This window comes from Tropicibacter sp. S64 (genome assembly GCF_049803835.1).
Classification (GTDB): domain Bacteria; phylum Pseudomonadota; class Alphaproteobacteria; order Rhodobacterales; family Rhodobacteraceae; genus Pacificoceanicola.
In genome coordinates, this window is record NZ_JBNAGK010000007.1 from 57,530 (window position 1) to 79,447 (window position 21,918).

Below are 21,918 nucleotides of genomic sequence, written 5' to 3' on the forward strand. Positions count from 1 at the left end.
AGGGCTCGGGCGGCCTCATGCAAGCACGGCATTGACGCCCGCGCCGCGATGCGTAGGGTCTGCCGGGTCCAATTTCCGGACAGATGGAGACTCCCATGCGCTTATCGAACGGTCGCCCCTACCTGGCGATTCCCGGCCCGTCCGTCATGCCTGACGCCGTCCTGCAGGCGATGCACCGCCCCGCGCCGAACATCTACGAGGGCGCGCTGCCGGAGATGGTGCATGGCATGGTGCCGGACCTGAAGTACGTGGCGCAGACCTCGGGCGACGTGGCGATCTACATCACCAACGGCCACGGCATGTGGGAGGCGGTGCTCGCCAACACGGTTGCCCCGGGGCAGAAGGTGCTGGTCCCGGCCTCCGGGCGGTTCGGGTACGGCTGGGCGGATTGCGCGCAGGCGATGGGGATCGAGGTGCAGCTGATCGACCACGACCGCCACAGCGCCATCGACCCGGAGCGGGTTCGAGCGGCGCTGGAGGCGGACAAGGCGCATGAGATCAAGGCGGTGCTGGCGGTGCATGTGGATACGTCCACGTCCGTGCGCAGCGACGTGGCGGCGCTTCGGGCGGTGCTGGACGATCTGGGGCATCCGGCGCTCCTGATGGCAGACTGCATCGCCTCGCTGGCCTGCGATGAGTTCCGCATGGACGACTGGGGCGTCGACGTGATGATCACTGCCTCGCAGAAGGGGTTGATGACGCCGCCGGGCCTGGGCTTTGCCTTCTTCAACGCGCGCGCGGCGGAGCAAAGGCGGGGCATGACGCAGGTGTCGCGCTACTGGGACTGGACCAATCGCGCGAATCCGGCGCAGTTCTACCAGTTTTTCAACGGCACCGCGCCGACGCATCACCTCTACGGATTGCGCGCGGCGCTCGACATGATCCGGGACGAGGGAATCGAGGCGGTCTGGGCGCGGCATGCGGCGCTGGCCGGTGCGATCTGGACGGCGGTGGAGCATTGGGGCGAACAGGGTCCGCTGACGCTGAACATCCGGGACCGGGCGCTGCGCTCGCATGCGGTGACGTCCATGCGCCTCGGTGCGCCACACGGCGAGCGGCTTCGGCAATGGTGCGCGGAGGAGATGGGCGTGACGCTTGGCCTCGGTATCGGGATGAGCGATCCGGGCGACCCGAACGGCACCGGCTTTTTCCGCTTCGGCCATATGGGGCATGTGAACGGTCACATGATCCTGGGCCTGCTGGGTGTGGTGGAGACGGGTCTTGCGGCGCTCGACGTCGTGCACCAGCCGGGTGGCGTGAGCGCGGCGGCGGCCTATCTGGCGACGGTTTGACGCAGACTGGCCCGGTGGCGGTGACCGCGCCGGGTCAGATTTCCTCGATCTTCTCGAATTTCGCGGCGACGCGGCGCTGGTGGAAGTCGATCCGGGTGATCGCGTGGTTGAGCAGCGCGGCGAGGATCAGCACGGGGCCAAGGCCCCAGGCCGACCAGATCGCCGCGAAGATCCAGAGGACGTTGACGAAGACCAGCACGAGGTTTGCAGCGGTGTACTCCGCGACGGCCTTGAAATGCTTTTCCATCTTTCTTCCCACAAAGAACTGTGTCCCGCCGGACGCGCATCCGGCGTCTGCCAGACTGCCTCAACGCTTTGAAGAATTGGTTAATTCGTGCCGCCGTCAGCGGTTTTCAGCGCACGGGGCAGGGCGGCCGCGAAGACGGCCATGTCCTCCGGACGCCCCGCGCTGACCCGGATGCAGCGGTCCTGCGGCGCGACGAAGGGCATGCGGACAAAGACACCCTCGGCGATCAGCGCGGTCAGCACCCTGCGGGCGAAGTCCCCATCGCGGCCGCAGTCGATGGCGACGAAGTTGGTGGCGGAGGGCAGGCAGGTCAGGCCGTTCGCCTCCGCGATGCGGGCAATCTCGGCCTTCGATTCGGTGACCAGCCGGGTGACCTCCTCCAGCCATGCCGCGTCCTGCAAGGCCGCCAGCGCCCCGGCCTGCGCGGCGCGGTTCATGGCGAAGTGATTGCGGATCTTGTCATAGGCGGTGATGAGGTCCCGCGCCCCGACGGCATAGGCCACACGGGCGCCGGCCATCCCATAGGCCTTTGAGAACGTGCGGAAGCGCACCACGCGGGGATCGTCGCAGGCGATCTCCGGCGCGGTGCCTTCGGGGGCGAATTCGATATAGGCCTCGTCCAGCACCAGCAGCGTGCCTTCCGGCAGGTTCTCCAGCGCCGCCGCGATGTCCGCGCCGCTGTGCCAGGTGCCCATGGGGTTGTCGGGGTTCGACAGGTAGACGATCTTCGCGTCCACTTCGGCGGCCTTGGCCATCAGCGCGTCCAGATCCTCGCGGTCGTCCTTGAACGGCACCTTGTGCAGCGTGCCGCCGTAGCCCGCGACGTGGAAGTTGAAGGTCGGATAGGCTCCGTCGGAGGTGACCACCGCGTCGCCCGGCTCGACCAGCAGGCGGACGGTGTAGCCGAGCAGCGTGTCGATGCCCTCGCCGATGACGATGTGGCCCTTGGGGCAGCCCATGTGCGCCTCGAGCGCGGCCATCAGGTCGAAATGCGTCGGATCGGCGTATTTCCAGATGTCGGCGGCCTCGTCCTGCATCGCCGCGACGGCGAAGGGGGAGGGGCCGAAGACGTTCTCGTTGGCCCCGAGGCGGGCCTCGAACGGCGCACCGCGCTGGCGCTCCTGCACTTCGGGTCCGACGAAGGGCACGGTGGAAGGCAGGGCCTTGATGAGGGCGGGGTATCGGGGTCCGGCGGTCATGCGCCGCACTATGCAGGCGGCGGGGGTTTGTGCAAGGGGGGAGGCGAGCGGCGATTTCCTTCAAGGAAATCGGACCGGGATCTTTTCAAGATCCCGTGGGCGCTCCCTGGCTGCCGACTGCCTTGCGCACCATGGTCCAGTACTGATCGGAGACCTGTTCTTCGGACAACCGCCCGCCGGGGCGATACCATGTGGTCACGCCGGTCAGCATGGCGATGACGGCCAGCGTCGCGATGCGGCGGTCGTCGATGGCAAAGACGCCCGCCTCCTGCCCGTCGCGCAGGATGTTCTCCAGAGCGGTCTCGTAGCTCCGCCGCAGCCCTTCGATCGCGGCGAAATTGTCCGGATCGAGGTTGCGCAACTCCATGTAGGAGACAAAGACGCTTTCGGGCCGGGGCAGGTGGAAGGCGATGTGAAACCGCACGAAGGCCTCCAGCCGCTTCACCGGATCGGGGTGTCGCGGCAGGGCCTCCCAGGCCTCCAGCAGATCGTCCATATGCCCCTTCATCAGCGAGAAAAGCAGCGCCTGCTTGTCCGGCGTGTAATTGTAGAGCGCCCCGGCCTGCACGCCGACCTCCGCCGCGATCTGGCGCATGGAGACGGCGGCGAAGCCGTGCTTGGCAAAGAGGTGCAGCGCCGCCTCGCGGACGCGCGGGCCGGTGATCTGGGAGCGGGAGCCTTGGGTGCGTGCCATGCGGCGCAGGGTAACTGAACGGGCGTTCAGATCAAGCCTGCCGCTTGCGCGGCCCCGCCGGTTGCGGCATGAGGGTGACATGATGGCGCGTGCTGCACAGTGGATGACACGGATGGCCCTGCCACTGGCTCTGGCCGGTGCGCTGGCGGGCTGTGCCGATTTCCCCGAACTCGACGCGGCGCAGACGCCGGGGATCGAGACCGCCGCCTATCCGAAGCTGGTCTCCCTCGACGGGCTGCTCGTCGGGCCGGAGCCGGTGGCCACGGTCGAGATGATCGGTGCAGTGCAGGGCCGCGTGTCGGGGTTGAAGGCGCGCGCCGACCGGCTGCGCCGGGTGCGTGCCGCGCCGCCGGGCGTCTCGGCACGGCTGGCGCAGTTGCGGCAGAAGGCGGCGGCGCTGCGGGCGGTGCAGTAGGTTTTCCCGCGACAAGGGCAGCGAAACCCACGGTCCCCGTTGCCTCTTGCCGCGCGGGAGGCTAGGGGAGCGAAAAGCACGCATCCAAGCAGGAGTCCCCTCATGTCCAGTCCATTGCGCCTCGCCATCGCCGGTCTCGGGACTGTGGGCACCGGGGTGGTCAAGATCGTCCGCCAGAAGGCCGCGCTGCTGGAGGCCCGCAGCGGGCGCAAGGTGCAGATCGTTGCCGTCTCCGCCCGGAACCGGGACAAGGACAGGGGCGTATCGCTGTCCGGGTACGACTGGGAAGACGATCCGGTGGCGCTGGCGAAGCGCGACGACGTGGACATCTTCATCGAACTCATGGGCGGCAGCGACGGTCCGGCGAAGGCGGCGACGGAGGCGGCGCTGGCCTCCGGCAAGGATGTGGTCACCGCGAACAAGGCGCTGCTGGCCCACCACGGGCAGGCGCTGGCGGAATTGGCGGAGGCCAACGGCTGCGTGCTGCGCTTCGAGGCGGCGGTGGCCGGCGGCATCCCGATCATCAAGGCGCTGACCGAAGGCCTCGCCGGCAACGAGATCACCCGCGTCATGGGGGTGATGAACGGCACCTGCAACTACATCCTGACGCGGATGGAGGCGACCGGGCAGGGTTACAACGCGCTGTTCGAGGAGGCCGACAAGCTCGGTTACCTGGAGGCCGATCCGAACCTCGACGTGGGCGGCATCGACGCCGGGCACAAGCTGTCGCTGCTCTCGGCCATCGCCTTCGGCACGCAGGTGGATTTCGACTCGGTGGAACTCGAAGGCATCCAGCGGGTGAGCCTGGAGGACATCCGGCAGGCCGCCGACATGGGCTATCGCATCAAGCTGCTGGGCGTGGCGCGGATGACGGGCCGAGGGCTGGAGCAGTCCATGGCGCCCTGCCTCGTGCCCGCCCGCTCGCCGCTCGGCCAGTTGGAAGGCGGCACCAACATGGTGGTGGTCGAGGGCGACCAGATTGGCCAGGTCGTCCTGCGCGGTCCCGGCGCGGGTGAAGGCCCGACCGCAAGCGCGGTCATGGGGGATGTCATGGACATCGCCCGGGGCCTCCGGATGTCGACCTTCGGGCAGAAGGCCGGGACGCTGGCCAAGGCCACCCCGGCCCAGGCCGCCGCGCCCGCGCCCTACTACCTGCGCATGGGGCTGATGGACAAGCCGGGCGCGCTGGCCAAGATCGCGACGGCGCTTGGCGAGGCCGGCATCTCGATCAACCGCATGCGCCAATACGACCACGTCAACGAGAACGCCCCGGTGCTGATCGTCACGCACAAGACCACGCGGGCCGCGCTGGACGAGGCGCTGGCACGGATGTCGACGACCGGCGTGGTGGCGACCGAGCCGGTGGCGCTCAGGATCGAAGAGGTCTGATCGCCCTTCCAAGGGTGCGGGTTTTCGCGGTCCAGGCAGGCCGTTAGCGCCAGCGGGCCTTGTCGCTGGGACGCGGGACAGGCTACACCACGGCCAAGCCTATTGCACCAAAGGAACGTGACCGATGCCCTCTCCCGTCGATTTCAATGACCGCATGCTGTCGCTGGGCCTCGCCCGCGTGGCCGAACAGGCCGCCATCGCCAGCGCCAACTGGATTGGCCGGGGCGACGAGAAGGCCGCCGATCAGGCCGCCGTCAACGCCATGCGCGAACAGCTGAACCGTCTCGACATCAAGGGCGTCGTCGTGATCGGCGAGGGTGAGCGCGACGAGGCGCCGATGCTCTATATCGGCGAAGAGGTCGGCACCGGCAACGGACCGGGCGTGGACATCGCGCTGGACCCGCTCGAAGGCACCACGCTGACCGCCAAGGACATGCCGAACGCTCTGACCGTGATCGCCATGGGCCCGCGCGGCACCATGCTGCACGCGCCGGACGTCTACATGGACAAGCTGGCCATCGGCCCGGGGTTCGACGCGGGGGTTGTATCGCTCGACATGACGCCGAAGGAGCGGGTCGAGGCATTGGCCGCGGCCAAGGGCTGCGCCCCGTCCGACATCACCGTCTGTATCCTGGAGCGGCCGCGCCACGAGGAGATCATCGCCGAAGTGCGTGCCACGGGGGCGGGCATCCGCCTGATCACCGACGGCGACGTGGCGGGCGTCATGCATTGCGCCGAACCGCATGTCACCGGGATCGACATGTACATGGGATCCGGCGGCGCCCCGGAAGGCGTGCTCGCGGCGGCGGCGCTGAAATGCATGGGGGGGCAGATCTTCGGCCGCCTGCTGTTCCGCAATGACGACGAGAAGGGTCGCGCCGCGAAGGCCGGGATCACCGATCTGAACAAGATCTACACGCGCGACGAGATGGTCACCGACAACGTGATCTTTGCCGCCACCGGCGTGACCGGCGGCTCGCTGCTGCCCGGGATCAAACGGGAGGTCGGCTGGCTGACCACGGAGACGCTGCTGATGCGCTCCAAGACCGGCTCCGTGCGGCGCATGAGCTACCGCAACCCGACGGTCTGAACCCGGACAGGGCGGGGGCTCCGCCCCCGCACCCCCGCCGCCTTCGGCGGATTTTGGGGTATTTGAACCAAGAAGAAGCAGGGGGTCGGTTTGGGATACCTGGGTGTCGAGGCCAGCCTGACCGGGCGGCGCTGGGTTGGTCCTTCGGTGGAGACCGAGCGGCAGGCGGAGGCGCTGGCGCAGCTGCACGGCTATCCGCTGGGGCTTTGCCTGGTGTTGGCGCGGCTCGGTGTGGCACCGGACGCCGCGCCCGGATACCTCGAGCCGAAGTTGCGCGACCTGTTGCCGGACCCGCGGTCGTTGCGGGACATGGAAGTTGCGGCGGCGCGATTCCTCAGGGCCGTGCGGGGCCGGGAGCGGATTGCCGTCTTCGCGGATTATGACGTTGATGGAGGCACTTCCGCGGCACTCCTCATCCAATGGCTTAGTAGCATGGGGCGTCCCGCGACGCTTTATGTGCCGGACCGGATCGACGAGGGCTACGGGCCGAACGAGCCGGCCATGCGGGACCTTGCCGCCCGCCACGACCTGATCGTCTGCGTCGATTGCGGGACCTTGTCCCATGACGCCGTCGCGGCCGCGAAGGGGGCGGACGTGGTCATTCTGGACCACCACCTCGGCGGCGAGACGCTGCCCGATTGCGTGGCCTGCGTGAACCCCAACCGGCAGGACGAGAGCGGCGATCTGGCGCATCTGTGCGCCGCTGCCGTGGTCTTCCTGATGCTGGTCGAGGCCGGGCGGCAGATGCGGGAGGCAGGGGCGCGGGGCCCCGACCTCATGGCCATGCTGGACCTCGTCGCGCTGGCCACGGTGGCGGATGTGGCGCCTCTCAAGGGGGTCAACCGCGCCCTCGTGCAGCAGGGTCTGAAGGTGATGGCCGGGCGGCAGCGCGTCGGTCTCGTGGCGCTGTCCGACGTGGCGCGACTGGAGTCGGCACCGGCGGCGTACCACCTTGGCTACGTGCTTGGCCCCCGTGTGAACGCGGGTGGGCGGATCGGGCAGGCGGACCTCGGGGCGCGGCTTCTGGCCACGGATGATGCGCACGAGGCGCGGGCTTTGGCGGAGCGGCTCGAACAGTTGAACGCCGAGCGGCGCGAGATCGAGGCGGCGGTGCGCGCCGCGGCGCTGGCCCAGGCAGAGGAGCGCGGGCTCGACGCGCCGCTGGTCTGGGCTGCGGGCGAAGGGTGGCATCCCGGCGTCGTCGGGATCGTCGCAAGCCGGCTCAAGGAACTGACCAATCGTCCGGCGGTCGTGATCGGGCTGGAGGGCGGTGAGGGCAAGGGGTCCGGGCGCTCGGTTTCCGGCGTCGACCTCGGCGTTTCGGTGCAGAGGTTGGCGGCGGAGGGCTTGCTGGTCAAGGGGGGCGGGCACCGGATGGCGGCCGGGCTGACCGTGAAGGAAGACAAGCTCGAGGCGGCCATGGCGCGTCTCTCGGACCTGCTGGCCAAGCAGGGCGCGGGCAGCGGCGGGCCGAGGGATTTGCGGCTCGACGGCATGTTGATGCCCGGAGCGGCGAGCCTGGAGCTTCTGGAAGCGCTTGAAAAGGCCGGACCTTTCGGCCAGGGCGCTCCGGGTCCCAAGTTTGCCATTCCCGACGCGCAGATCGGGTTCGCCAAACAGGTTGGCAGCGGGCATCTGAAGATTTCCGCGAATGACGGCCTTGGCGCGCGGCTCGATGGTATCGCCTTCGGGGCCTTCGATGGGCCGATGGGGACTGCCTTGATGAATCACGGTGGCAGGCGCTTTCACCTGGCCGGACGACTCGACGTCAACGAGTGGGGTGGGCGGCGTTCGGTGCAGCTTTTGTTGGAGGATGCCGCGCCCGCACACTGACCGCGCCGGGATCGCGGCTTTCAAAAGGCTGATTTTCAAGGGAAAATATTATCCGAAGCGGGGTGTCGAAAAAACTTCGCCGAAAGCCGAAAAAGTTGAAATTTCCGCTTGCAAGGGAGCGGCGCTTTTCATAGAAACCGCCTCACGCCGCAGGGTTGGACACGCTGCCAACGACGCGGCGGACACAGAGTGGCCCGTTCGTCTATCGGTTAGGACGTCAGGTTTTCAACCTGAAAAGAGGGGTTCGACTCCCCTACGGGCTGCCACTTCTTCCTCTCAACATACTTCCGAATGAATGGCACGTTTCGAATTGCGTTTCTTCGAGCGTCGCAATTGGCAGGCCCTTTCGGACAATCCGGACGGCAGTGTCTTCCGCCGTTTCGCTGGCTTCGCTGGATACGGACGCGTGATTTGGAACCCCGGCGGTAATCCGGCGTTGTTTCGGAATATCAGCGCGTTGCGGGGCGTGTCGCAGGGAGCATGCCGGGCAGACCGTGCTCGGTGTTGACGGCGTCATTCCAATATTATGCCGCGGCTGGTTTCGCGCGGAGATTGCGCTGGTTGGCCGCTGTCCGGGTGGCCTTTTATTCCGGTTTCTTCCAGATCGACACCAGTGCACTCGACAGCAATTCCTCGTCGCTGTAGTCGCGCAATTCCCCTGATTTCCGCAATTCCGCAAGTGCGGTCCGCTGTTCCGCCGGGGCGTCCTCGATCAGGATATGATTGACGCCGGGCCAAGTGCGGTCAAAGGATTCGCGGTAGTCTGCGAGGCGGATTTCATTGAGGTAGCTATTGGGCCTGACCTTGTCCCGGTGTTGCGGGCGCAGGTGTGACCAGAAGGGAATCTCATCCCGGTTCCCGGAAAAGATCCGGGTATCGTGAATTCCGGAATCGCAGGTATAAAGATGGGTGATGATATGCGCCACGCCGCCGGGCCTCAGGACCCTGGCCACCTCGGCCATGACCTGTTCCGGGTCGGGTATATGCTCGAAGACGGAACGGGACACGACAACATCCATGCTGTTGTCTTCAAAGGCCATTTTCGACGCGTCCATGCACATGATCCGACCCTGCCGCGCCGGGATGTCGAGCTGCCGGCACATTTCGCGATCAAAGCGACGGTCGAGTCCGAGGGCGCGGCGCCCGAATGTCTTTATGGCGCGCGGCACACCGCGATTGCGCAGGTCGTCCAGGAGACCGGCCACGATATTCTGGCGTTGAATCGGTTCGATATCGATTCCGATATAGCGATTGCGCGTTGCGAAATAGTATTGATACGGCGATGTCTGTCCTGGACCGATTTCAAGGACGTCCATATCGGACACCGGGCAGCCAAGACGTGCGACGATTTCTCTTTCCGCGTCCGTCATCTTTTCGATGAGGTTTGTGATGCGGCCACGCATGCCGACGGAGTTCATGACATAGAGGTCACGCAGCTCGCAGAGGCTCAAGCCCTTGAGATATGTGGCCAATCGTACCTCCTTCACGCGGTCGGTTGCGGGTATCATATCCGGGTTTTCGCTGCAAGGCGCACGGGTCGGGGACGGTTGGCCGCTTCGTTTTGGCGCCGAAATTGGTTAACAGCCGCGTGACGTGCCGGTTTGGTTGGCATTTTGTTGATGTGGCGAACGACGGTTGATCAATGGCGCGGTGGGGCGGAGCGGCCAGATGGTGTGGCTGGACCGCGTGCTGTCCCCGAGGGATTGACTGGGCATGCCGCCGCATCATGGCATTGAGCCTGGTTTGGTGCGGGTCCGTGCGAGTTTTGTATGGATTACCCACTGGCGAACAGGAGGCGCTGCGTCAGGCTGTCGTCGTCCAGTCCATCGCGGTGAACGCCTCGCGGAACGCGAAGCGGGCGAGGTGCTTGTCGATGATGTGATGCGCCTTCGTGGCGTCCTCGGCGTTCGTCAGCTCGAAGTGGCAGGTCAGCAGGCCGTCCGTTGCGCTCAGGCGGGCGGTGCCGAGGCCGAAGCTGATCGCGCCCTCGGTTTCGGTGAAGTCTACTTCGGTCTTGTGGGCGAAATGCTTGCAGAGTTGTTGCAGGTACTTGCTGGCGTTGGGGGTGGCGAAGGTGCCGGTCTCGGTGGTCATGGAATCTATCCTGATTGTTTGTGTCAGGATATGCGCGCGCAATTGGGTGGTGCAAGGGGGATTGGCGTGCGTGAATGCACAGGGGGTCTGGCGGTATCGGGCGACGGTTTGCGCTGTGTCGAGCGTAGGATACCCTTGGTCGGGAGGCCCCGGCTCGGGGGATGAGCAGGCTGCCAGCGCCAAGCCCGACCTCGGGGTGGGCTTCGAATGATGTCTCAGGCGAACCACCGCTGCCGCCTCTGCCTCGCTCTCGTGATATGGACCTTCGCAGGAAAGCCCTCCCCCGGGGGGAGGTCGGGCTCGGCGCTGGCGCGCCGGGAGCGGAACGGTGAGGGCTGGGGCTGAAACTTCCGCTGTAGAAAGACAAAGCCCCGCAGTCGCTTGCGGGGCTTCGTTTGTTTCAGGGTCTATCCGGGGCTCCGCCCGTTCGGGCCTGAAACGCTCCACTGGAGCGTTTCCAAGACGGCCCTCACCCCAGCGCGTCGTTGCAGCGTTTGCAGGTGCCCGGGTGCTGGTGTTGGCCGACGTCCGGCAGGAACTTCCAGCAGCGCTGGCACTTCTCGCCCTCGGCCTTCTCGAAGACCACGCCGACGCCTTCGATCTCCGGCATCCGGAAGGCTTCGGCGGGGGCAGGATCGGCGGTCAGGTTGACGTCCGAGGTGATGATGATGTCCTCGAAGTCGACGGACTTCAGAGCCTCGAGCATCTCGGCGGGCACATGCACCACCGGGGCAGCCTCCAGAGACGCCCCGATGACCTTCTCCGTGCGCTGGACTTCCAGCGCGGCGGTGACGGCGCGGCGGGCGCGGCGGATGGTCTGCCATTTGCTCGCAAGCGCGGGGTTGAGCCAGTCCGCCGGGGTCTCGGGGATGTCGGTCAGGTGCACGGAGCTGTCCTCGCCCGGAAAGCGCTCGAGCCAGACTTCTTCCATGGTGAAGACGAGGATCGGCGCGAGCCAGGTCGTCAGGCGGTGGAAAAGGATGTCCATGACGGTGCGCGCGGCGCGGCGGCGGTGCGTGTCGCCGTCGCAATAGAGCGCATCCTTGCGGATGTCGAAGTAGAAGGCCGAGAGGTCCAGCGTGCAGAAGTGGAAGATCTGGGAGAAGACGCCTTGGAAGTCGTACTTCGTATAGCCCTCGCGCACGGTCTTGTCGAGTTCGGCGAGCCGGTGCAGGATATACTGCTCCAGCTCCGGCATGTCCTGCGGCTCGACCTTCTGGCTGTCGTCATAGTGGGCGACGGCGCCGAGCAGGTAGCGCATGGTGTTGCGCAGGCGGCGGTAGCTGTCCGCCACGCCCTTGAGGATCTCCGCCCCAATGCGCAGGTCTGCGGTGTAGTCGGACTGCGCGACCCAAAGACGCAGGATGTCCGCGCCATACTGCTTCGTGACGTCCTCCGGGGCGACGGTGTTGCCCAGCGATTTGGACATCTTGTTGCCCTTTTCGTCGAGGGTGAAGCCGTGGGTGAGCACGCCGCGATAGGGCGCGCGGCCCTTGGTGCCGCAGGCTTGCAGCATGGAGGAATGGAACCAGCCGCGATGCTGGTCCGTGCCTTCGAGGTAGAGGTCGGCGATGCCGTCCTTGGCGCCGTCCTCGCGGTCACGGAGTACAAACGCATGGGTTGAGCCGGAGTCGAACCAGACGTCGAGGATGTCGAAGACCTGTTCGTAGTCGTTCGGATTGACGATATTGCCGAGGAAACGCTCCTTGGCGTTCTCCTGATACCAGGCATCCGCGCCTTCGGCTTCGAAGGCTTCGGCGATGCGCTGGTTCACTTCCTCGTTGCGCAGGAGGAAATCGGGATCGGTCGGCAGGGCACCTTTCCTGACGAAGCAGGTGAGCGGCACGCCCCAGGCGCGTTGGCGCGAGAGCACCCAGTCCGGGCGGGCTTCGATCATCGAATAGAGGCGGTTGCGACCGGTCTGCGGCGTCCATTCGACGAGCTGATCGATGGAGGTCAGGGCGCGTTCGCGGATGGTCTTGCCATAGGTGTCCTGCCCGTCGCCGACGGGACGGTCGATGGCGGCGAACCACTGGGGCGTGTTGCGGAAGATCACCGGGGCCTTGGAGCGCCAAGAGTGCGGGTAGCTGTGGGAGATGCGGCCCCGGGCGATCAGACCACCGACTTCGACCAGCTTGTCGATCACGGCGGCGTTGGCCTTGCCCTCCTTGCCCTTGTGATCAAAGACTCTGAGGCCCGCAAAGAGCGGGACGTGCGGCAGGAATTCGGAGTCCTCGCCGACGTTGTGCGTCATGCGGTCCATCCAGCCACGCTTGACGAAGCACTCGTAGTCGTCCGCGCCGTGGGAGGGCGCGGTATGCACGAAGCCGGTGCCTGCGTCGTCGGTGACATGCTCGCCGTCGATCATCGGCACATCGTAGTCCCAGAAGCCATCCGCACCGTCGAGATTGCGGAAGGGGTGGGCGAGGGTGAGGGAGGCAAGCTCCTGAGCTTCGACGCTCCGAAGACGCTTCCACTGGCCTGCTTCGAGACGGGCCTTGGTCAGGACTTCCTCCGCGAGATTGTCGGCAAGGACGTAGGTGTCCCCGACCTTGACCCAGGACTCTTCGGGTGTGCCGGTCACTTCGTAGAGGCTATAGGCGATGGCGGGGTTGAAGGCGACGGCCTTGTTGGACGGGATGGTCCAGGGGGTCGTGGTCCAGATGACGACGCGGGCGTCGAGCAGCCCGCTCGGCGGTACGACGCCCGGGACGGTATCCACCAGGCAAGAAACGACTTTAAACGGCACCCAGATCGTGTGCGACTTGTGGTCGTGGTATTCGATCTCCGCCTCGGCCAGAGCGGTCTTCTCGACCGGCGACCACATCACCGGCTTCGAACCTTGGTAGAGCGTGCCGGTCATCAGGAACTTCATGAATTCCTCGGCGATGACGCGCTCGGCGTGGAAGTCCATGGTCAGGTAGGGCTTTGGCCAGTTACCGGTGACGCCGAGGCGCTTGAACTCGGAGCGCTGCACGTCGATCCAGCCCTCGGCGAACTTGCGGCATTCCTGCCGGAAGTCGATCACCGGAACCTCGTCCTTGTTCTTGCCTTGTCTGCGGTACTGCTCCTCGATCTTCCACTCGATCGGCAGGCCGTGGCAGTCCCAGCCGGGGATGTAGCGGGCGTCATGGCCGAGCATCTGCTGGGAGCGGACGATGAAGTCCTTCAGCACCTTGTTCAGCGCATGGCCGATGTGCAGGTTGCCGTTGGCGTAAGGCGGGCCGTCGTGCAGGACGAAATCGGGGCGCGGCGTGCCGGAGGCCGCGGCGGCGGCAGCCTTGTCGCGCAGGCGGTCATAGATGCCGAGCTTTTCCCAGCGGTCGAGCCAGCCGGGCTCGCGCTGCGGCAGGCCGGCGCGCATGGGGAAATCGGTCTTCGGCAGGGAGAGCGTGTCTTTGTACTCGGGCGTATCGGCGCACATCTGTGGCGTCCTTCGGATAGTCTTGGGATGTCAGGGGGTGTGGGCGGCGCGAAAGTCCATACGCCTTGTCCCGGCGGCTCGTCTGGTCAGAGCGCCGGGCATGTAATTCGAATGATGATCAGGTGCCGTTTCATCATGCGCGCCTTTTAGCGCTGCTTGGCGGCGGCGTCCAGCCCGGCGGAGGCCTGCCGATGCGCGGCGGAAAGGCGCGTGCGCTGCGCGTGCTGCGAGTGCGAAAGGCGGGAACCTGCGCAGGGCGGCGGGCGGTTTCGGTGGGGTTTGGCCCATGCCCGGGGAGCCATGGATCCGGGGACGACAGGGCCGCGTTTGCAGGGCATGAGTGATCCCGCACCGGCGCCTTGAAGCGGGCGGTGCCCCTTGATGAAAGGAGAGCCATCATGGCCTACGAAGCAAGAGACCCCTATGTGACGAAGCCCCGGCCGAGCGTCTCGGTCAACCCCGACCATCGTGACCCGGTGCACGACCGCGTGCCGCCTGCACGGCGCGGCATGGGATCGGTGATCGGCCTTGCGGCAGCCATCTTTGCCATCCTTGCGCTGATCGTGATCGCCTTCTTCGGCACCACCGAGCAGGTCGATCCGGCGCGGGTGCAGGACCCGGCGGCGAGCGCCCCGATGAGCGCCCCGGCAGACGACGCGGCGCCTCCGGCTCCGGTGGAGCAGACAGCCCCGGCGACCGGGGGCGAGATCAGCCCGGCGGAACCGGCACCGGCTCCGGCACCGGCCCAATAAGGCGCGGTTACGCGCACATGGACACGTCGGAGGCCGGGGCGGAGCGCCCCGGCCTTTTTTCATGGGCGCGGACGTAAGCTGCGGCTTTGCGTCCCTTGCGTCCCGGCACGCCTGCGGATCAGACTGGCGGCAAGGAGACCTGCCATGACCAACCCCGCGATGCCACCGAAGTTCGAGATTACGCGGGACGAGATTACCCGCGTGGTCGCCGCCTTCTACGCGGCGGTGCGGGTGCATCCCGGGCTCGGACCGGTGTTTGCGGTGCATGTAACCGACTGGCCGTCGCACGAAGCCAAGGTGGCCGATTTCTGGGCCAACGCGATCCTGCACGAACGCTCCTATGACGGGAATCCGGTGGCGGTTCACCGGGATGCAGGGAACGTGCGGCCGGGGATGTTCGATGCCTGGCTGGGGCTGTTCGACAGCGTGCTCAGGCGGGAATTGCGGCCGGAGCAGGCCGAAGCCTGGTCGGCGCTGGCGCATCGGATCGGGCGATCGCTCCGGGCCGGGGTGGTGGAGAAGATGCGGGGACCGGACGGGGTTCCGATCCTGCGGTGAGGGGTGCCGATTTCTTTTGAAGAAATCGGACCGGAAATTTTCCAAATTTCCGGGTGCGGCGAGGGAGTGCGACGGTGCGCATAGCGGTGGCAGGGGCGGGGATCGGAGGCCTTGCAGTGGCGGCAGGGCTGGCGCAGGCGGGGCATGCCGTCACCGTCTTCGACCAGTTCGACGCACCCGCACCAGTGGGGTCCGGGCTGGTGATCCAGCCGGTGGGCCTTGCCGTGCTGGAGCGGCTCGGGGCGAGCGCTGCGGCGCTGGCGCAGGGCAACCGCGTGGTGCGGATGCTTGGCCACGAGGCGGCGAGCGGGCGACCGGTGCTGGATGTCTCCTACGTCTCGAAACGGCGCACACGGTTCGGGCTGGCGATCCACAGGGCGGCGTTGTTCGACGCCTTGCTTGGCGTGGTGCAGGCGTCGGGCGTCGAGATTGCGGCGGGGCGGCGGGTGGTTTCGGCCTCGGAGGGCTTCGTGCGGTTCGATGGTGGGCAGGACGGGCCGTTCGACATGATCGTCGACGCCTGCGGCGCGGGCTCGCCCTTGTCGCCACTCAAGGCGAAGGCGCTGGGGTATGGCGCGCTGTGGGCGACGGTGGACTGGCCGCAGACGGACTTGCCGCGCGATGAACTGAGGCAGGTCTATCGCAGGGCGGACCGGATGCTGGGTGTCCTGCCGATCGGCACGGTGCCGGGGCAGGTGGGCAAGAAGGCAGCGATTTTCTGGTCCTTGCCCCGGGGTGGCCATGACGGCTGGCTCAAGCGCGGAGTCGCGTCGTGGCGGGAGGAGGCCATCGCGCTCTGGCCCGCCTACGCGCCCTTTGCCGCGCAGATCACCGATCCGGGCCAGATGACCATGGCGCGGTACTCGCACGGCACTCTGGCGAAGCCGTTCGGCAAGGGGATCGTCCACATCGGAGACGCCGCGCACCGGGCCTCGCCGCAGCTGGGGCAGGGGGCGAACATGGCCTTGCTGGATGCCTCTGCGCTGGTGCGGGCGCTGGAGGTGGCGCGGGGGGATGTCGACCTCGCTGCGCTGCATTATGCCCGGGCGCGGCGCTGGCATGTCTGGGGATACCAGGCGATGAGCCGGGCGTTCACGCCGCAATATCAGTCGGATAGCCGGGTACTTCCGGTGCTGCGGGACCGGGTCCTGTTCCCGCTGTCACAACTGCGACCGATCCCTTCGGTGCTGACGCGGCTGGTCTGCGGCGACCTGTTGCCGCCGTCGGGGTCGTTGCCGGGGTGAGCCGGGTCAGGGCTTCGCCCGGGTCTGCAGCCATCGGTTCAGCCAGGCGAGGCCCGCGAGGGACAGGCCGAGCAGCAGGAAAGAGAACACCCGGACGAGGCCCGAGAGACCCGAGATGTCGATCAGGAAGACCTTCGCCACGGCGAGGCCGATGACGATCAACCCGGCGCGGCGGAGCCGGTCTGAGCGTTTCGCCAGTGCCTGATAGAACAGCGCCGCCCCGGTGAGCAGGAGCGCGACGGTGTAGCTGTAGAGTTCCGGCTGCGTGACGCCTTCAGTCAGGCGCATGGCGGTGCCGCCCTGCCAGAAGTGACGGATCGTCAGCGCCGCCCAGAGCGTGCCAAGCGCGACGGCGAGGCCCGCAAGGGTGAGGCGCAGGGCTTTGGGCTGATCCGTCAAGCGGAGCGCGCCGAGGGCGAGGACCAGTGCAGGCATCAGGTAGGCCGGGATCAGCGTGTTGAGGAGGGGCAGGCCGAGGACGGTTTCATTGCTTATCAGGGGGTTGCGGTCCGTAACGGCCAGCAGCAGCAGCCCGGCGGCGATGAGGCCGAACAGCGAGGCTAGGCCGATGCGGACATAGGCCGTCCAGCCGCCAAGCTGGAGCCGTTGCACCTGGGCCAGCGCCACGCCGATCCAGATCGTCGCCATCAGGCCATGGCCCCAATGGGTGTCCGTATCCGCCAGCGGGTCGGCCAGCTTGATGGCGTGGTAGAGCGTGAGGCTGAGGGTCATGCCTGCGGTGGACCATGCGGCGGAGGAGAGAAAGAGTTTGGGCGTCAGCCTTTCGCGGGTTTGCAGGAGCCGTTGGGCGGCGAGGAGCGCCGCGAGGGTGCCGCCGTAGGCGAGCAGCATTTGCAGGAAACTGGTTCGCGTCGCCCAGTCGAGACCGGGATCGAGCGTGAGGCGCAGCCCGAGCGCGACCACCCCGGCGGCGATGTAGGCCCCCATCAACGGCAGATCGAACCGCCGGTCGAGCGCGGCGGCGGCGGTGACGGTGACGGCAAGGGCGAGGGTCAGCGCGGTGGAGGTCAGGATGATCGCCAGCGCGAAGGCGAGGCAGGCGAGGGCGGAGAGCACCGGGAGGGCGATGCTGGCCTTGTCCTGCGGGTTCTGGCGGGCGAGGCGTTCGGCCATGAGCGTCATCAGGGCCGCAAGCGCGAGGCCGTGCAGCGCCCAGGGGTATGCTCCGATGAGATCCGCGGGTTGGCGCGTTGCCTCGAGCAGCAGGCCGGCGAGCGGCGCGGTGAGCGCGGCGGCCCCTGCCCAGAGCGTCCGGTTCTCTGCTCCGCGCAGGGCACGCCAGGCGAAGGTCAGGGACAGGATCGTGGCCAGCGCGAGCATTCCGGTGATGTCGAGGGGCATGCGAGTCTCGGTCTGGGTCGCTGCGGTTTCGAGATGGGTGTAGAGGCGAGAGAAGATCGGGCTGTTCAGCCCCCGGTCTGCGCAGATCGCGACGACACCGGCGGTTGGCAGAAGGGCGTGGTCCTGCAAGGCCAGGGCCTTCAGCGACCATAGGGCATAAAGCATGCCAAGCGCGGTCAGCAGGGTAAGCGCCCCCCATGTGGAGGCGAGGCTGTGACCGGCGATCAGCAGAGAGGTGACGAGGGCAGCAGCGAGGGTGCCGAGCGAGAGGAAGACCGGGAAGATCGGTTTTTTGCCCTTGCGGACAAGAGCTTCCGCGAGGCAGGGGCCTTGGTGGTCCGGAGTCAGGCTGCGGGCCGGGATCAGCGTGGCGAGAATGGTGAGGACGGCGGCAAAGGCGGCGAAGGTCAGGCCGGTTTCATCCGTCGTTGGCAGACCCGCGACCAACAGCCATGCCGCGCCGGTGGCGAGAATGACCGAGAGCACTGATATCCACGCCCAGCGGCGCAGCGTGTCGATGCCAAGACCGAGGGCGGCAAGGATGAGGAAATAGGCGAAGAGCAGCTGCGGCGTATCGGTCTCGCCCCCGACGAGAAAGGGCGCGGCCATGCCGCCGATCAGGCCGATGGCGGCAAGCAGCGGGCCGTGCCGCCAGCCCAGCGTGAGACCGCCGAGAGCGGTGACGAAGAGCAGGAGAAGGGCCGGGGTGGGGGCGATCAGATCGTAGAGCATCCGCGCCGCAACGATCCCGCCGAAGAGCGAGACAAGCCCCGCGCCGGAGAGAACGGAAGGCAGGTAAGCGGTTGAACTGGCTTCGGAATCGCCGTAGCGGCGGCGGATTACCTCGCCCCCCGCGATGAGCAGCGCGCCGAAGGCGAGCGCGGCGGCGACGCGGGCTGCCGGCGGCAGCAGGCCGTTTTCGATGCCGTATTGCACGAGGAACAGCCCGGCGAGCGCGAGGGAGGCGGCGGCGGCGGCGTAGAACCAGTTTTCCTTGAGCCAGCGGGAGAGGCGGGCCATCTGCGTGGCGAAGAGGGAAGGTTTGTCGGGCTTCGGCTGCGGTTGCGGCCTCGACCGGTCGGTTGCGGGCAGGCCGACCCAGGGCGTGCGGGTTTGCGGCGCCTCAGAAAGAGGTGCGACCGGGGCCACCGTTTGCGGCGCCTCCGCAGGCTGCGGTTCCGGAAATGCAAGGCTTTCCAATGCGTTGACGCGGCGTTTGAGTTTTGCCACGACGATCAGGAGATAAATGATCGTGGACGGAATCGCCAGCAGCGTGGCGAGGATCAGGGCAATGATGGCGTCGTCATTCACGGGAAGGACCCTTGCGCAGTTTGGCGCAGGATAGCTGCGCCACGCGGCGGCGTAAGGTCCTTAATTCCCCACCGGTGTCAGGATTTCTCCTTGGAGAACAGCCCGCTGAGAGCGGTGCGGACGATGCCCCGGGTGGACGGGCGCTTGCCTTCAGAGAAGGGCAGCGGGCGGCAGACTTCCATGGCGGCCACGCCGACACGGGCCGTGAGCGCGCCGTTGACGAGGCCCTCGCCAAAGCGGCGGGACAGTTTGCCAAGAAGACCACCACCGAGGATCGGCTCGAGCATGTCGTCGCCCACGGCCACGGCTCCGGTGGCCACCAGGTGGGACATGACCGCGCGGGTGAGGCGGATTGAGCCAAGCGTGCCGGACCGCCCGCCGTAGATTTCCGCAATCCGGCGGATCATCCGCAGGTTAGAGGTGAGCGCGGCCATGACGTCGGCAAGTGCGAGCGGGACGAGGGCGGTGACGGTGGCCACCTGTCGCGCGGCGGCTTCGACTTCGGAGCGGGCGGCGGCGTCGAGCGGACTCAGGAGTTCGTGCTCCGCAAGGGTCAGTAGTGCGCCCGCGTCGAAAACCTCCGCCTCGCGTTCGGCGAGCCGCTCCCGTCCCCAGCGGGTATCGTCGCGGCCCGCGTAGAGGCTTTTGAGTTTGTCCACCGTGGCGCGGGCGGCCTTGATGTCGTCGTTCGCACGGGCACTTTCCGCCGCGTGGTGCAGTGCGTCGATCCGGGCGAGGCGGGCGAAAGCGGAGATTTCCTTGATGGCGATCATCAGGAGTGTGATCACAAACAGAATCATCAGCACCGCAACCGTATATCCGAGGAGCGGAACCGACGCGATCAGGCCGGTGACGTAGTTCCACGCGGCGATGGTGATGAGCGTGCTGACCAGCGTCAGAAGCAGCCGCCAGAACCAGCGGGCGAGGCGTGACGGCTGCCGCGCGGCGAGGGCGGCGGCGGTGGCCATGGCCTGACCCTTGGGCGTCTCCTGAAGGTGCAGATCGGGCACCGGCGGGGCTTCGGAGGGGGAGGGCGCGGTGTCGTCCGGCTCGAGGTCTATCAGGATTGGTCCTTTGGGATCAGGCATTTGACTCTCCTGCGAGCGCGGACCAGACATAGCGGATGTCGGGCAGTCCCTCGTCGTTTGCGGCGCCGTCCGTGCGTTCGGCCTCGGCGAATCCGGCGCGTTCGTAGAAACGCTGCGCGCCGTGGTTGGCCTGAAAGGTCCAGAGTTCGAGGGCGCCCGTTGCGGTCTTGGCGTCGTTCAGAAGCGCGGTGCCGATGGCCCTGCCACGATGGTCCGGGGAAACGTAGAGCGCGTGGACAGTTTTGTGATCACGGGCGAGAAAGCCGCAGGGGCCAGCCGGGGTTTCGGCCAGTGTAACCCAGCCCTTTTCGATCAGATCCCCGGCATGGGCGATGTCCTCGGCCCGGGAATGGACGCGCGGCAGCCAGTCGGCTTCGTCTGTGAAGCTGGACAGGATGGCTCCGAGGCGGAGCGCGTCTCCGGGGTGTGCCGGGCGGAGGGAGACTGTGATCACAGCTTGTCTCCAATCAGAAATTGCGCCGCGCGGTCGAGCCGTATGTGTGGTGGCCCCTCGCCCGGTTTCAGGGTCAGCCTTGCCGGGGCAAAGCGCATGATGCGGTAGTCCTGATCGAGCCATTTTTCGGCACCTTCGCGGGCGGGCGCCAGCAGGTGCGCAGGGTCTTCCGGCAGGGTCCCGGGGTAGAAGGCGGCCTGTTTGCCGCTGTCGAGCAAGGTGCCGCGCACGCAGTCAAGCTCTTGACCGGAATGGGGAATTGTCTGCTCCGTGGTGGCGCGGAGGGCGGCGATGGACATGGCGTCCGTCTGCGCCCCTACGAACCGCGCGCGGTCGCGGGCATCGCGCACCAGCGCCTCCATGATGGCCGTCAGGCGGGGGTGCTGCGTGTGGTGCAGGTGGTCGGCTTTGGTGGCGGCGAAGAGGATTTTTTCGACGCGTTTGCCAAGCAGAAGCTGGCTGAGGAAGGCGTTGGCGCCGGGGCGGAAAGCGGTCAGGATGTCGGCCATCGTCCGGCGCATGTCCTCAACCGCGCGCGGCCCGGCGTGGATCGCCCCAAGAGCGTCGACGAGGACGACCTGCCGGTCGATGCGGGCGAAATGCTGCTTGAAGAAGGGCTGCACGACGCGGGATTTGTACGCCTCGAAGCGCCGCTCCATCTCGCGCCAGAGCGATTTGCGCGGCGGATTCGACTGCGGCGGCAGAGGGGCGAAGGTCAGGACGGGCGAGCCGGCCAGTTCGCCGGGGAGCAGGAAGCGACCGGGCGAACAGTCTGAAAACCCGGCATTTCTCGCGGCATGCAGAGCCTTGGTGTAGGCGTCGGAGAGGACGCGGGCGCGGGATTCGTCAAGCTCTTGCGTCGCGTCTTCGGCCTGCGCCATGGCGACGTACTCCGGCCCTTCCGGCCGCTGCGCCATGCGGTTCAGCATTTCTTCACACCAGTCGGTATAGGACTTCTCCAGAAGCCCGAGGTCCAGCAGCCATTCCCCCGGGTAATCGACGATATCGAGGTGCACGGTCCGCGGGCCTTGCAGGCCGGAGAGCATGCCGTTCGGCCGGACCTTGAGCGACAGGCGCAGCTCGGACACCGCGCGGGTGCTGTCGGGCCAATGCGGGGTGCTCGCGGTGAGCGCACCGAGATGGGATTCGTAGTCGAAACGCGGCAGCGTGTCGTCGGGCTGCGGCTGGAGATAGGCGGCGAGGATGCGGCCTTCGGTCTGGGCGACCAGCTGGGGCATGCGTCCACGATCGAGAAGATTGGCAACGAGGGAGGTGATGAAGACCGTCTTGCCCGCCCGGGACAGCCCGGTGACGCCGAGGCGGATGACAGGATCGAAAAACACGCCGGACACCGTATCCGTGACGTTCTCGACGCTGCGGGAGAGCGTGTCAGCGATGGTTCCCATGATCACGGGTGACTGCCCCTTGGTTCTTGCCTTTGACGGCAAGATAGGCACGGTTTCGCCGAAGGG

At 66.9% G+C, this 21,918-nt stretch carries 18 protein-coding genes and 1 tRNA gene; 9 read left to right on the plus strand and 10 right to left on the minus strand.

Translation table 11 applies throughout. The features are described 5' to 3' along the window. The first annotated feature begins 95 nt into the window (after positions 1 to 95). Positions 96 to 1,292 carry a pyridoxal-phosphate-dependent aminotransferase family protein gene (locus tag ACP159_RS12600; protein ID WP_425100074.1) on the plus strand — a complete coding sequence of 399 codons (1,197 nt, stop codon included), beginning with the start codon at positions 96 to 98 and terminating at the stop codon, positions 1,290 to 1,292. Between the two features lie 34 nt (positions 1,293 to 1,326). Here the strand turns inward: ACP159_RS12600 and ACP159_RS12605 are convergent, their stop codons facing one another. From ACP159_RS12605 to ACP159_RS12615, 3 genes are all read right to left on the minus strand, one after another. Then, entirely contained in the window at positions 1,327 to 1,539 is a 213-nt protein-coding gene (locus ACP159_RS12605; RefSeq protein WP_425100075.1) for a histidinol phosphate aminotransferase, read from the minus strand. A gap of 80 nt (positions 1,540 to 1,619) precedes the next feature. Next, positions 1,620 to 2,738, minus strand: a complete 1,119-nt coding sequence (locus ACP159_RS12610) for a pyridoxal phosphate-dependent aminotransferase (RefSeq protein WP_425100077.1) — start codon at positions 2,736 to 2,738, stop codon at positions 1,620 to 1,622. An 85-nt stretch (positions 2,739 to 2,823) separates the two neighbouring features. Continuing rightward, the gene (locus ACP159_RS12615) at positions 2,824 to 3,432 is read right to left on the minus strand and encodes a TetR/AcrR family transcriptional regulator (RefSeq protein WP_425100078.1); all 609 of its coding nucleotides are present in this window, start codon (positions 3,430 to 3,432) and stop codon (positions 2,824 to 2,826) included. Between the two features lie 79 nt (positions 3,433 to 3,511). On the opposite strand from ACP159_RS12615, the gene ACP159_RS12620 reads away from it, so the two are divergent. From ACP159_RS12620 to ACP159_RS12640, 5 genes are all read left to right on the plus strand, one after another. Further along, positions 3,512 to 3,847 (plus strand): hypothetical protein, encoded by a 336-nt coding sequence (locus ACP159_RS12620; RefSeq protein ID WP_425100079.1) that lies wholly within the window; start codon positions 3,512 to 3,514, stop codon positions 3,845 to 3,847. 102 nt (positions 3,848 to 3,949) lie between these two features. Then, positions 3,950 to 5,236 carry a homoserine dehydrogenase gene (locus tag ACP159_RS12625; protein WP_425100080.1) on the plus strand — a complete coding sequence of 429 codons (1,287 nt, stop codon included), beginning with the start codon at positions 3,950 to 3,952 and terminating at the stop codon, positions 5,234 to 5,236. Between the two features lie 124 nt (positions 5,237 to 5,360). Then, the gene (gene glpX, locus ACP159_RS12630) at positions 5,361 to 6,326 is read left to right on the plus strand and encodes a class II fructose-bisphosphatase (protein WP_425100081.1); all 966 of its coding nucleotides are present in this window, start codon (positions 5,361 to 5,363) and stop codon (positions 6,324 to 6,326) included. A gap of 90 nt (positions 6,327 to 6,416) precedes the next feature. After that, positions 6,417 to 8,159, plus strand: coding sequence for a single-stranded-DNA-specific exonuclease RecJ (gene recJ, locus ACP159_RS12635; protein ID WP_425100082.1), 1,743 nt, complete (start codon positions 6,417 to 6,419; stop codon positions 8,157 to 8,159). 191 nt (positions 8,160 to 8,350) lie between these two features. Continuing rightward, positions 8,351 to 8,425 (plus strand) — tRNA-Glu (locus ACP159_RS12640). Between the two features lie 318 nt (positions 8,426 to 8,743). Here ACP159_RS12640 and ACP159_RS12645 read toward each other — a convergent pair. The 3 genes from ACP159_RS12645 to ileS all read right to left on the minus strand — a co-directional run bounded on the left by ACP159_RS12645 (position 8,744) and on the right by ileS (position 13,677). Further along, positions 8,744 to 9,631, minus strand: coding sequence for a methyltransferase domain-containing protein (locus ACP159_RS12645; RefSeq protein ID WP_425100083.1), 888 nt, complete (start codon positions 9,629 to 9,631; stop codon positions 8,744 to 8,746). A 331-nt stretch (positions 9,632 to 9,962) separates the two neighbouring features. Then, on the minus strand, positions 9,963 to 10,253 hold the full coding sequence (locus ACP159_RS12650) for a DUF2218 domain-containing protein (protein ID WP_425100084.1): 291 nt from the start codon (positions 10,251 to 10,253) through the stop codon (positions 9,963 to 9,965). Between the two features lie 469 nt (positions 10,254 to 10,722). Then, positions 10,723 to 13,677: an isoleucine--tRNA ligase gene (ileS, locus tag ACP159_RS12655; RefSeq protein WP_425100085.1), complete on the minus strand. Its 2,955-nt coding sequence runs from the start codon at positions 13,675 to 13,677 to the stop codon at positions 10,723 to 10,725. Positions 13,678 to 14,075: 398 nt separating this feature from the next. Here ileS and ACP159_RS12660 point away from each other — a divergent pair, with 398 nt between their 5' ends. The 3 genes from ACP159_RS12660 (at position 14,076) to ACP159_RS12670 (ending at position 16,231) form a co-directional block, all read left to right on the plus strand. Further along, the gene (locus ACP159_RS12660) at positions 14,076 to 14,429 is read left to right on the plus strand and encodes a hypothetical protein (RefSeq protein ID WP_425100086.1); all 354 of its coding nucleotides are present in this window, start codon (positions 14,076 to 14,078) and stop codon (positions 14,427 to 14,429) included. Between the two features lie 144 nt (positions 14,430 to 14,573). Continuing rightward, positions 14,574 to 14,987 carry a group III truncated hemoglobin gene (locus ACP159_RS12665; protein WP_425100087.1) on the plus strand — a complete coding sequence of 138 codons (414 nt, stop codon included), beginning with the start codon at positions 14,574 to 14,576 and terminating at the stop codon, positions 14,985 to 14,987. A gap of 74 nt (positions 14,988 to 15,061) precedes the next feature. Beyond that, positions 15,062 to 16,231 (plus strand): FAD-dependent oxidoreductase, encoded by a 1,170-nt coding sequence (locus ACP159_RS12670; RefSeq protein WP_425100088.1) that lies wholly within the window; start codon positions 15,062 to 15,064, stop codon positions 16,229 to 16,231. Positions 16,232 to 16,237: 6 nt separating this feature from the next. Here the strand turns inward: ACP159_RS12670 and ACP159_RS12675 are convergent, their stop codons facing one another. The 4 genes from ACP159_RS12675 to ACP159_RS12690 form a co-directional block, all read right to left on the minus strand. Then, entirely contained in the window at positions 16,238 to 18,904 is a 2,667-nt protein-coding gene (locus ACP159_RS12675) for a DUF2339 domain-containing protein (protein WP_425100090.1), read from the minus strand. Between the two features lie 77 nt (positions 18,905 to 18,981). Next, entirely contained in the window at positions 18,982 to 19,992 is a 1,011-nt protein-coding gene (locus ACP159_RS12680; protein ID WP_425100091.1) for a YcjF family protein, read from the minus strand. After that, positions 19,985 to 20,446, minus strand: coding sequence for an N-acetyltransferase family protein (locus ACP159_RS12685; RefSeq protein WP_425100092.1), 462 nt, complete (start codon positions 20,444 to 20,446; stop codon positions 19,985 to 19,987). The genes ACP159_RS12680 and ACP159_RS12685 overlap by 8 nt, the downstream gene beginning before the upstream one ends. Continuing rightward, positions 20,443 to 21,858, minus strand: a complete 1,416-nt coding sequence (locus tag ACP159_RS12690) for a YcjX family protein (RefSeq protein WP_425100093.1) — start codon at positions 21,856 to 21,858, stop codon at positions 20,443 to 20,445. The genes ACP159_RS12685 and ACP159_RS12690 overlap by 4 nt, the downstream gene beginning before the upstream one ends. Positions 21,859 to 21,918 lie beyond the last annotated feature (60 nt).

Excerpts from the sequence above, each read along its gene's own strand:
- ACP159_RS12660 (WP_425100086.1), top strand. The coding sequence starts at position 14,076 with ATGGCCTACGAAGCAAGAGACCCCTATGTGACGAAGCCCCGGCCGAGC.
- ACP159_RS12650 (WP_425100084.1), bottom strand. The coding sequence starts at position 10,253 with ATGACCACCGAGACCGGCACCTTCGCCACCCCCAACGCCAGCAAGTAC.
- ACP159_RS12620 (WP_425100079.1), top strand. The coding sequence starts at position 3,512 with ATGATGGCGCGTGCTGCACAGTGGATGACACGGATGGCCCTGCCACTG.
- ACP159_RS12600 (WP_425100074.1), top strand. The coding sequence starts at position 96 with ATGCGCTTATCGAACGGTCGCCCCTACCTGGCGATTCCCGGCCCGTCC.
- ACP159_RS12605 (WP_425100075.1), bottom strand. The coding sequence starts at position 1,539 with ATGGAAAAGCATTTCAAGGCCGTCGCGGAGTACACCGCTGCAAACCTC.
- ACP159_RS12680 (WP_425100091.1), bottom strand. The coding sequence starts at position 19,992 with ATGCCTGATCCCAAAGGACCAATCCTGATAGACCTCGAGCCGGACGAC.
- ACP159_RS12615 (WP_425100078.1), bottom strand. The coding sequence starts at position 3,432 with ATGGCACGCACCCAAGGCTCCCGCTCCCAGATCACCGGCCCGCGCGTC.
- glpX (WP_425100081.1), top strand. The coding sequence starts at position 5,361 with ATGCCCTCTCCCGTCGATTTCAATGACCGCATGCTGTCGCTGGGCCTC.
- ACP159_RS12665 (WP_425100087.1), top strand. The coding sequence starts at position 14,574 with ATGACCAACCCCGCGATGCCACCGAAGTTCGAGATTACGCGGGACGAG.
- ACP159_RS12625 (WP_425100080.1), top strand. The coding sequence starts at position 3,950 with ATGTCCAGTCCATTGCGCCTCGCCATCGCCGGTCTCGGGACTGTGGGC.
- ileS (WP_425100085.1), bottom strand. The coding sequence starts at position 13,677 with ATGTGCGCCGATACGCCCGAGTACAAAGACACGCTCTCCCTGCCGAAG.
- ACP159_RS12610 (WP_425100077.1), bottom strand. The coding sequence starts at position 2,738 with ATGACCGCCGGACCCCGATACCCCGCCCTCATCAAGGCCCTGCCTTCC.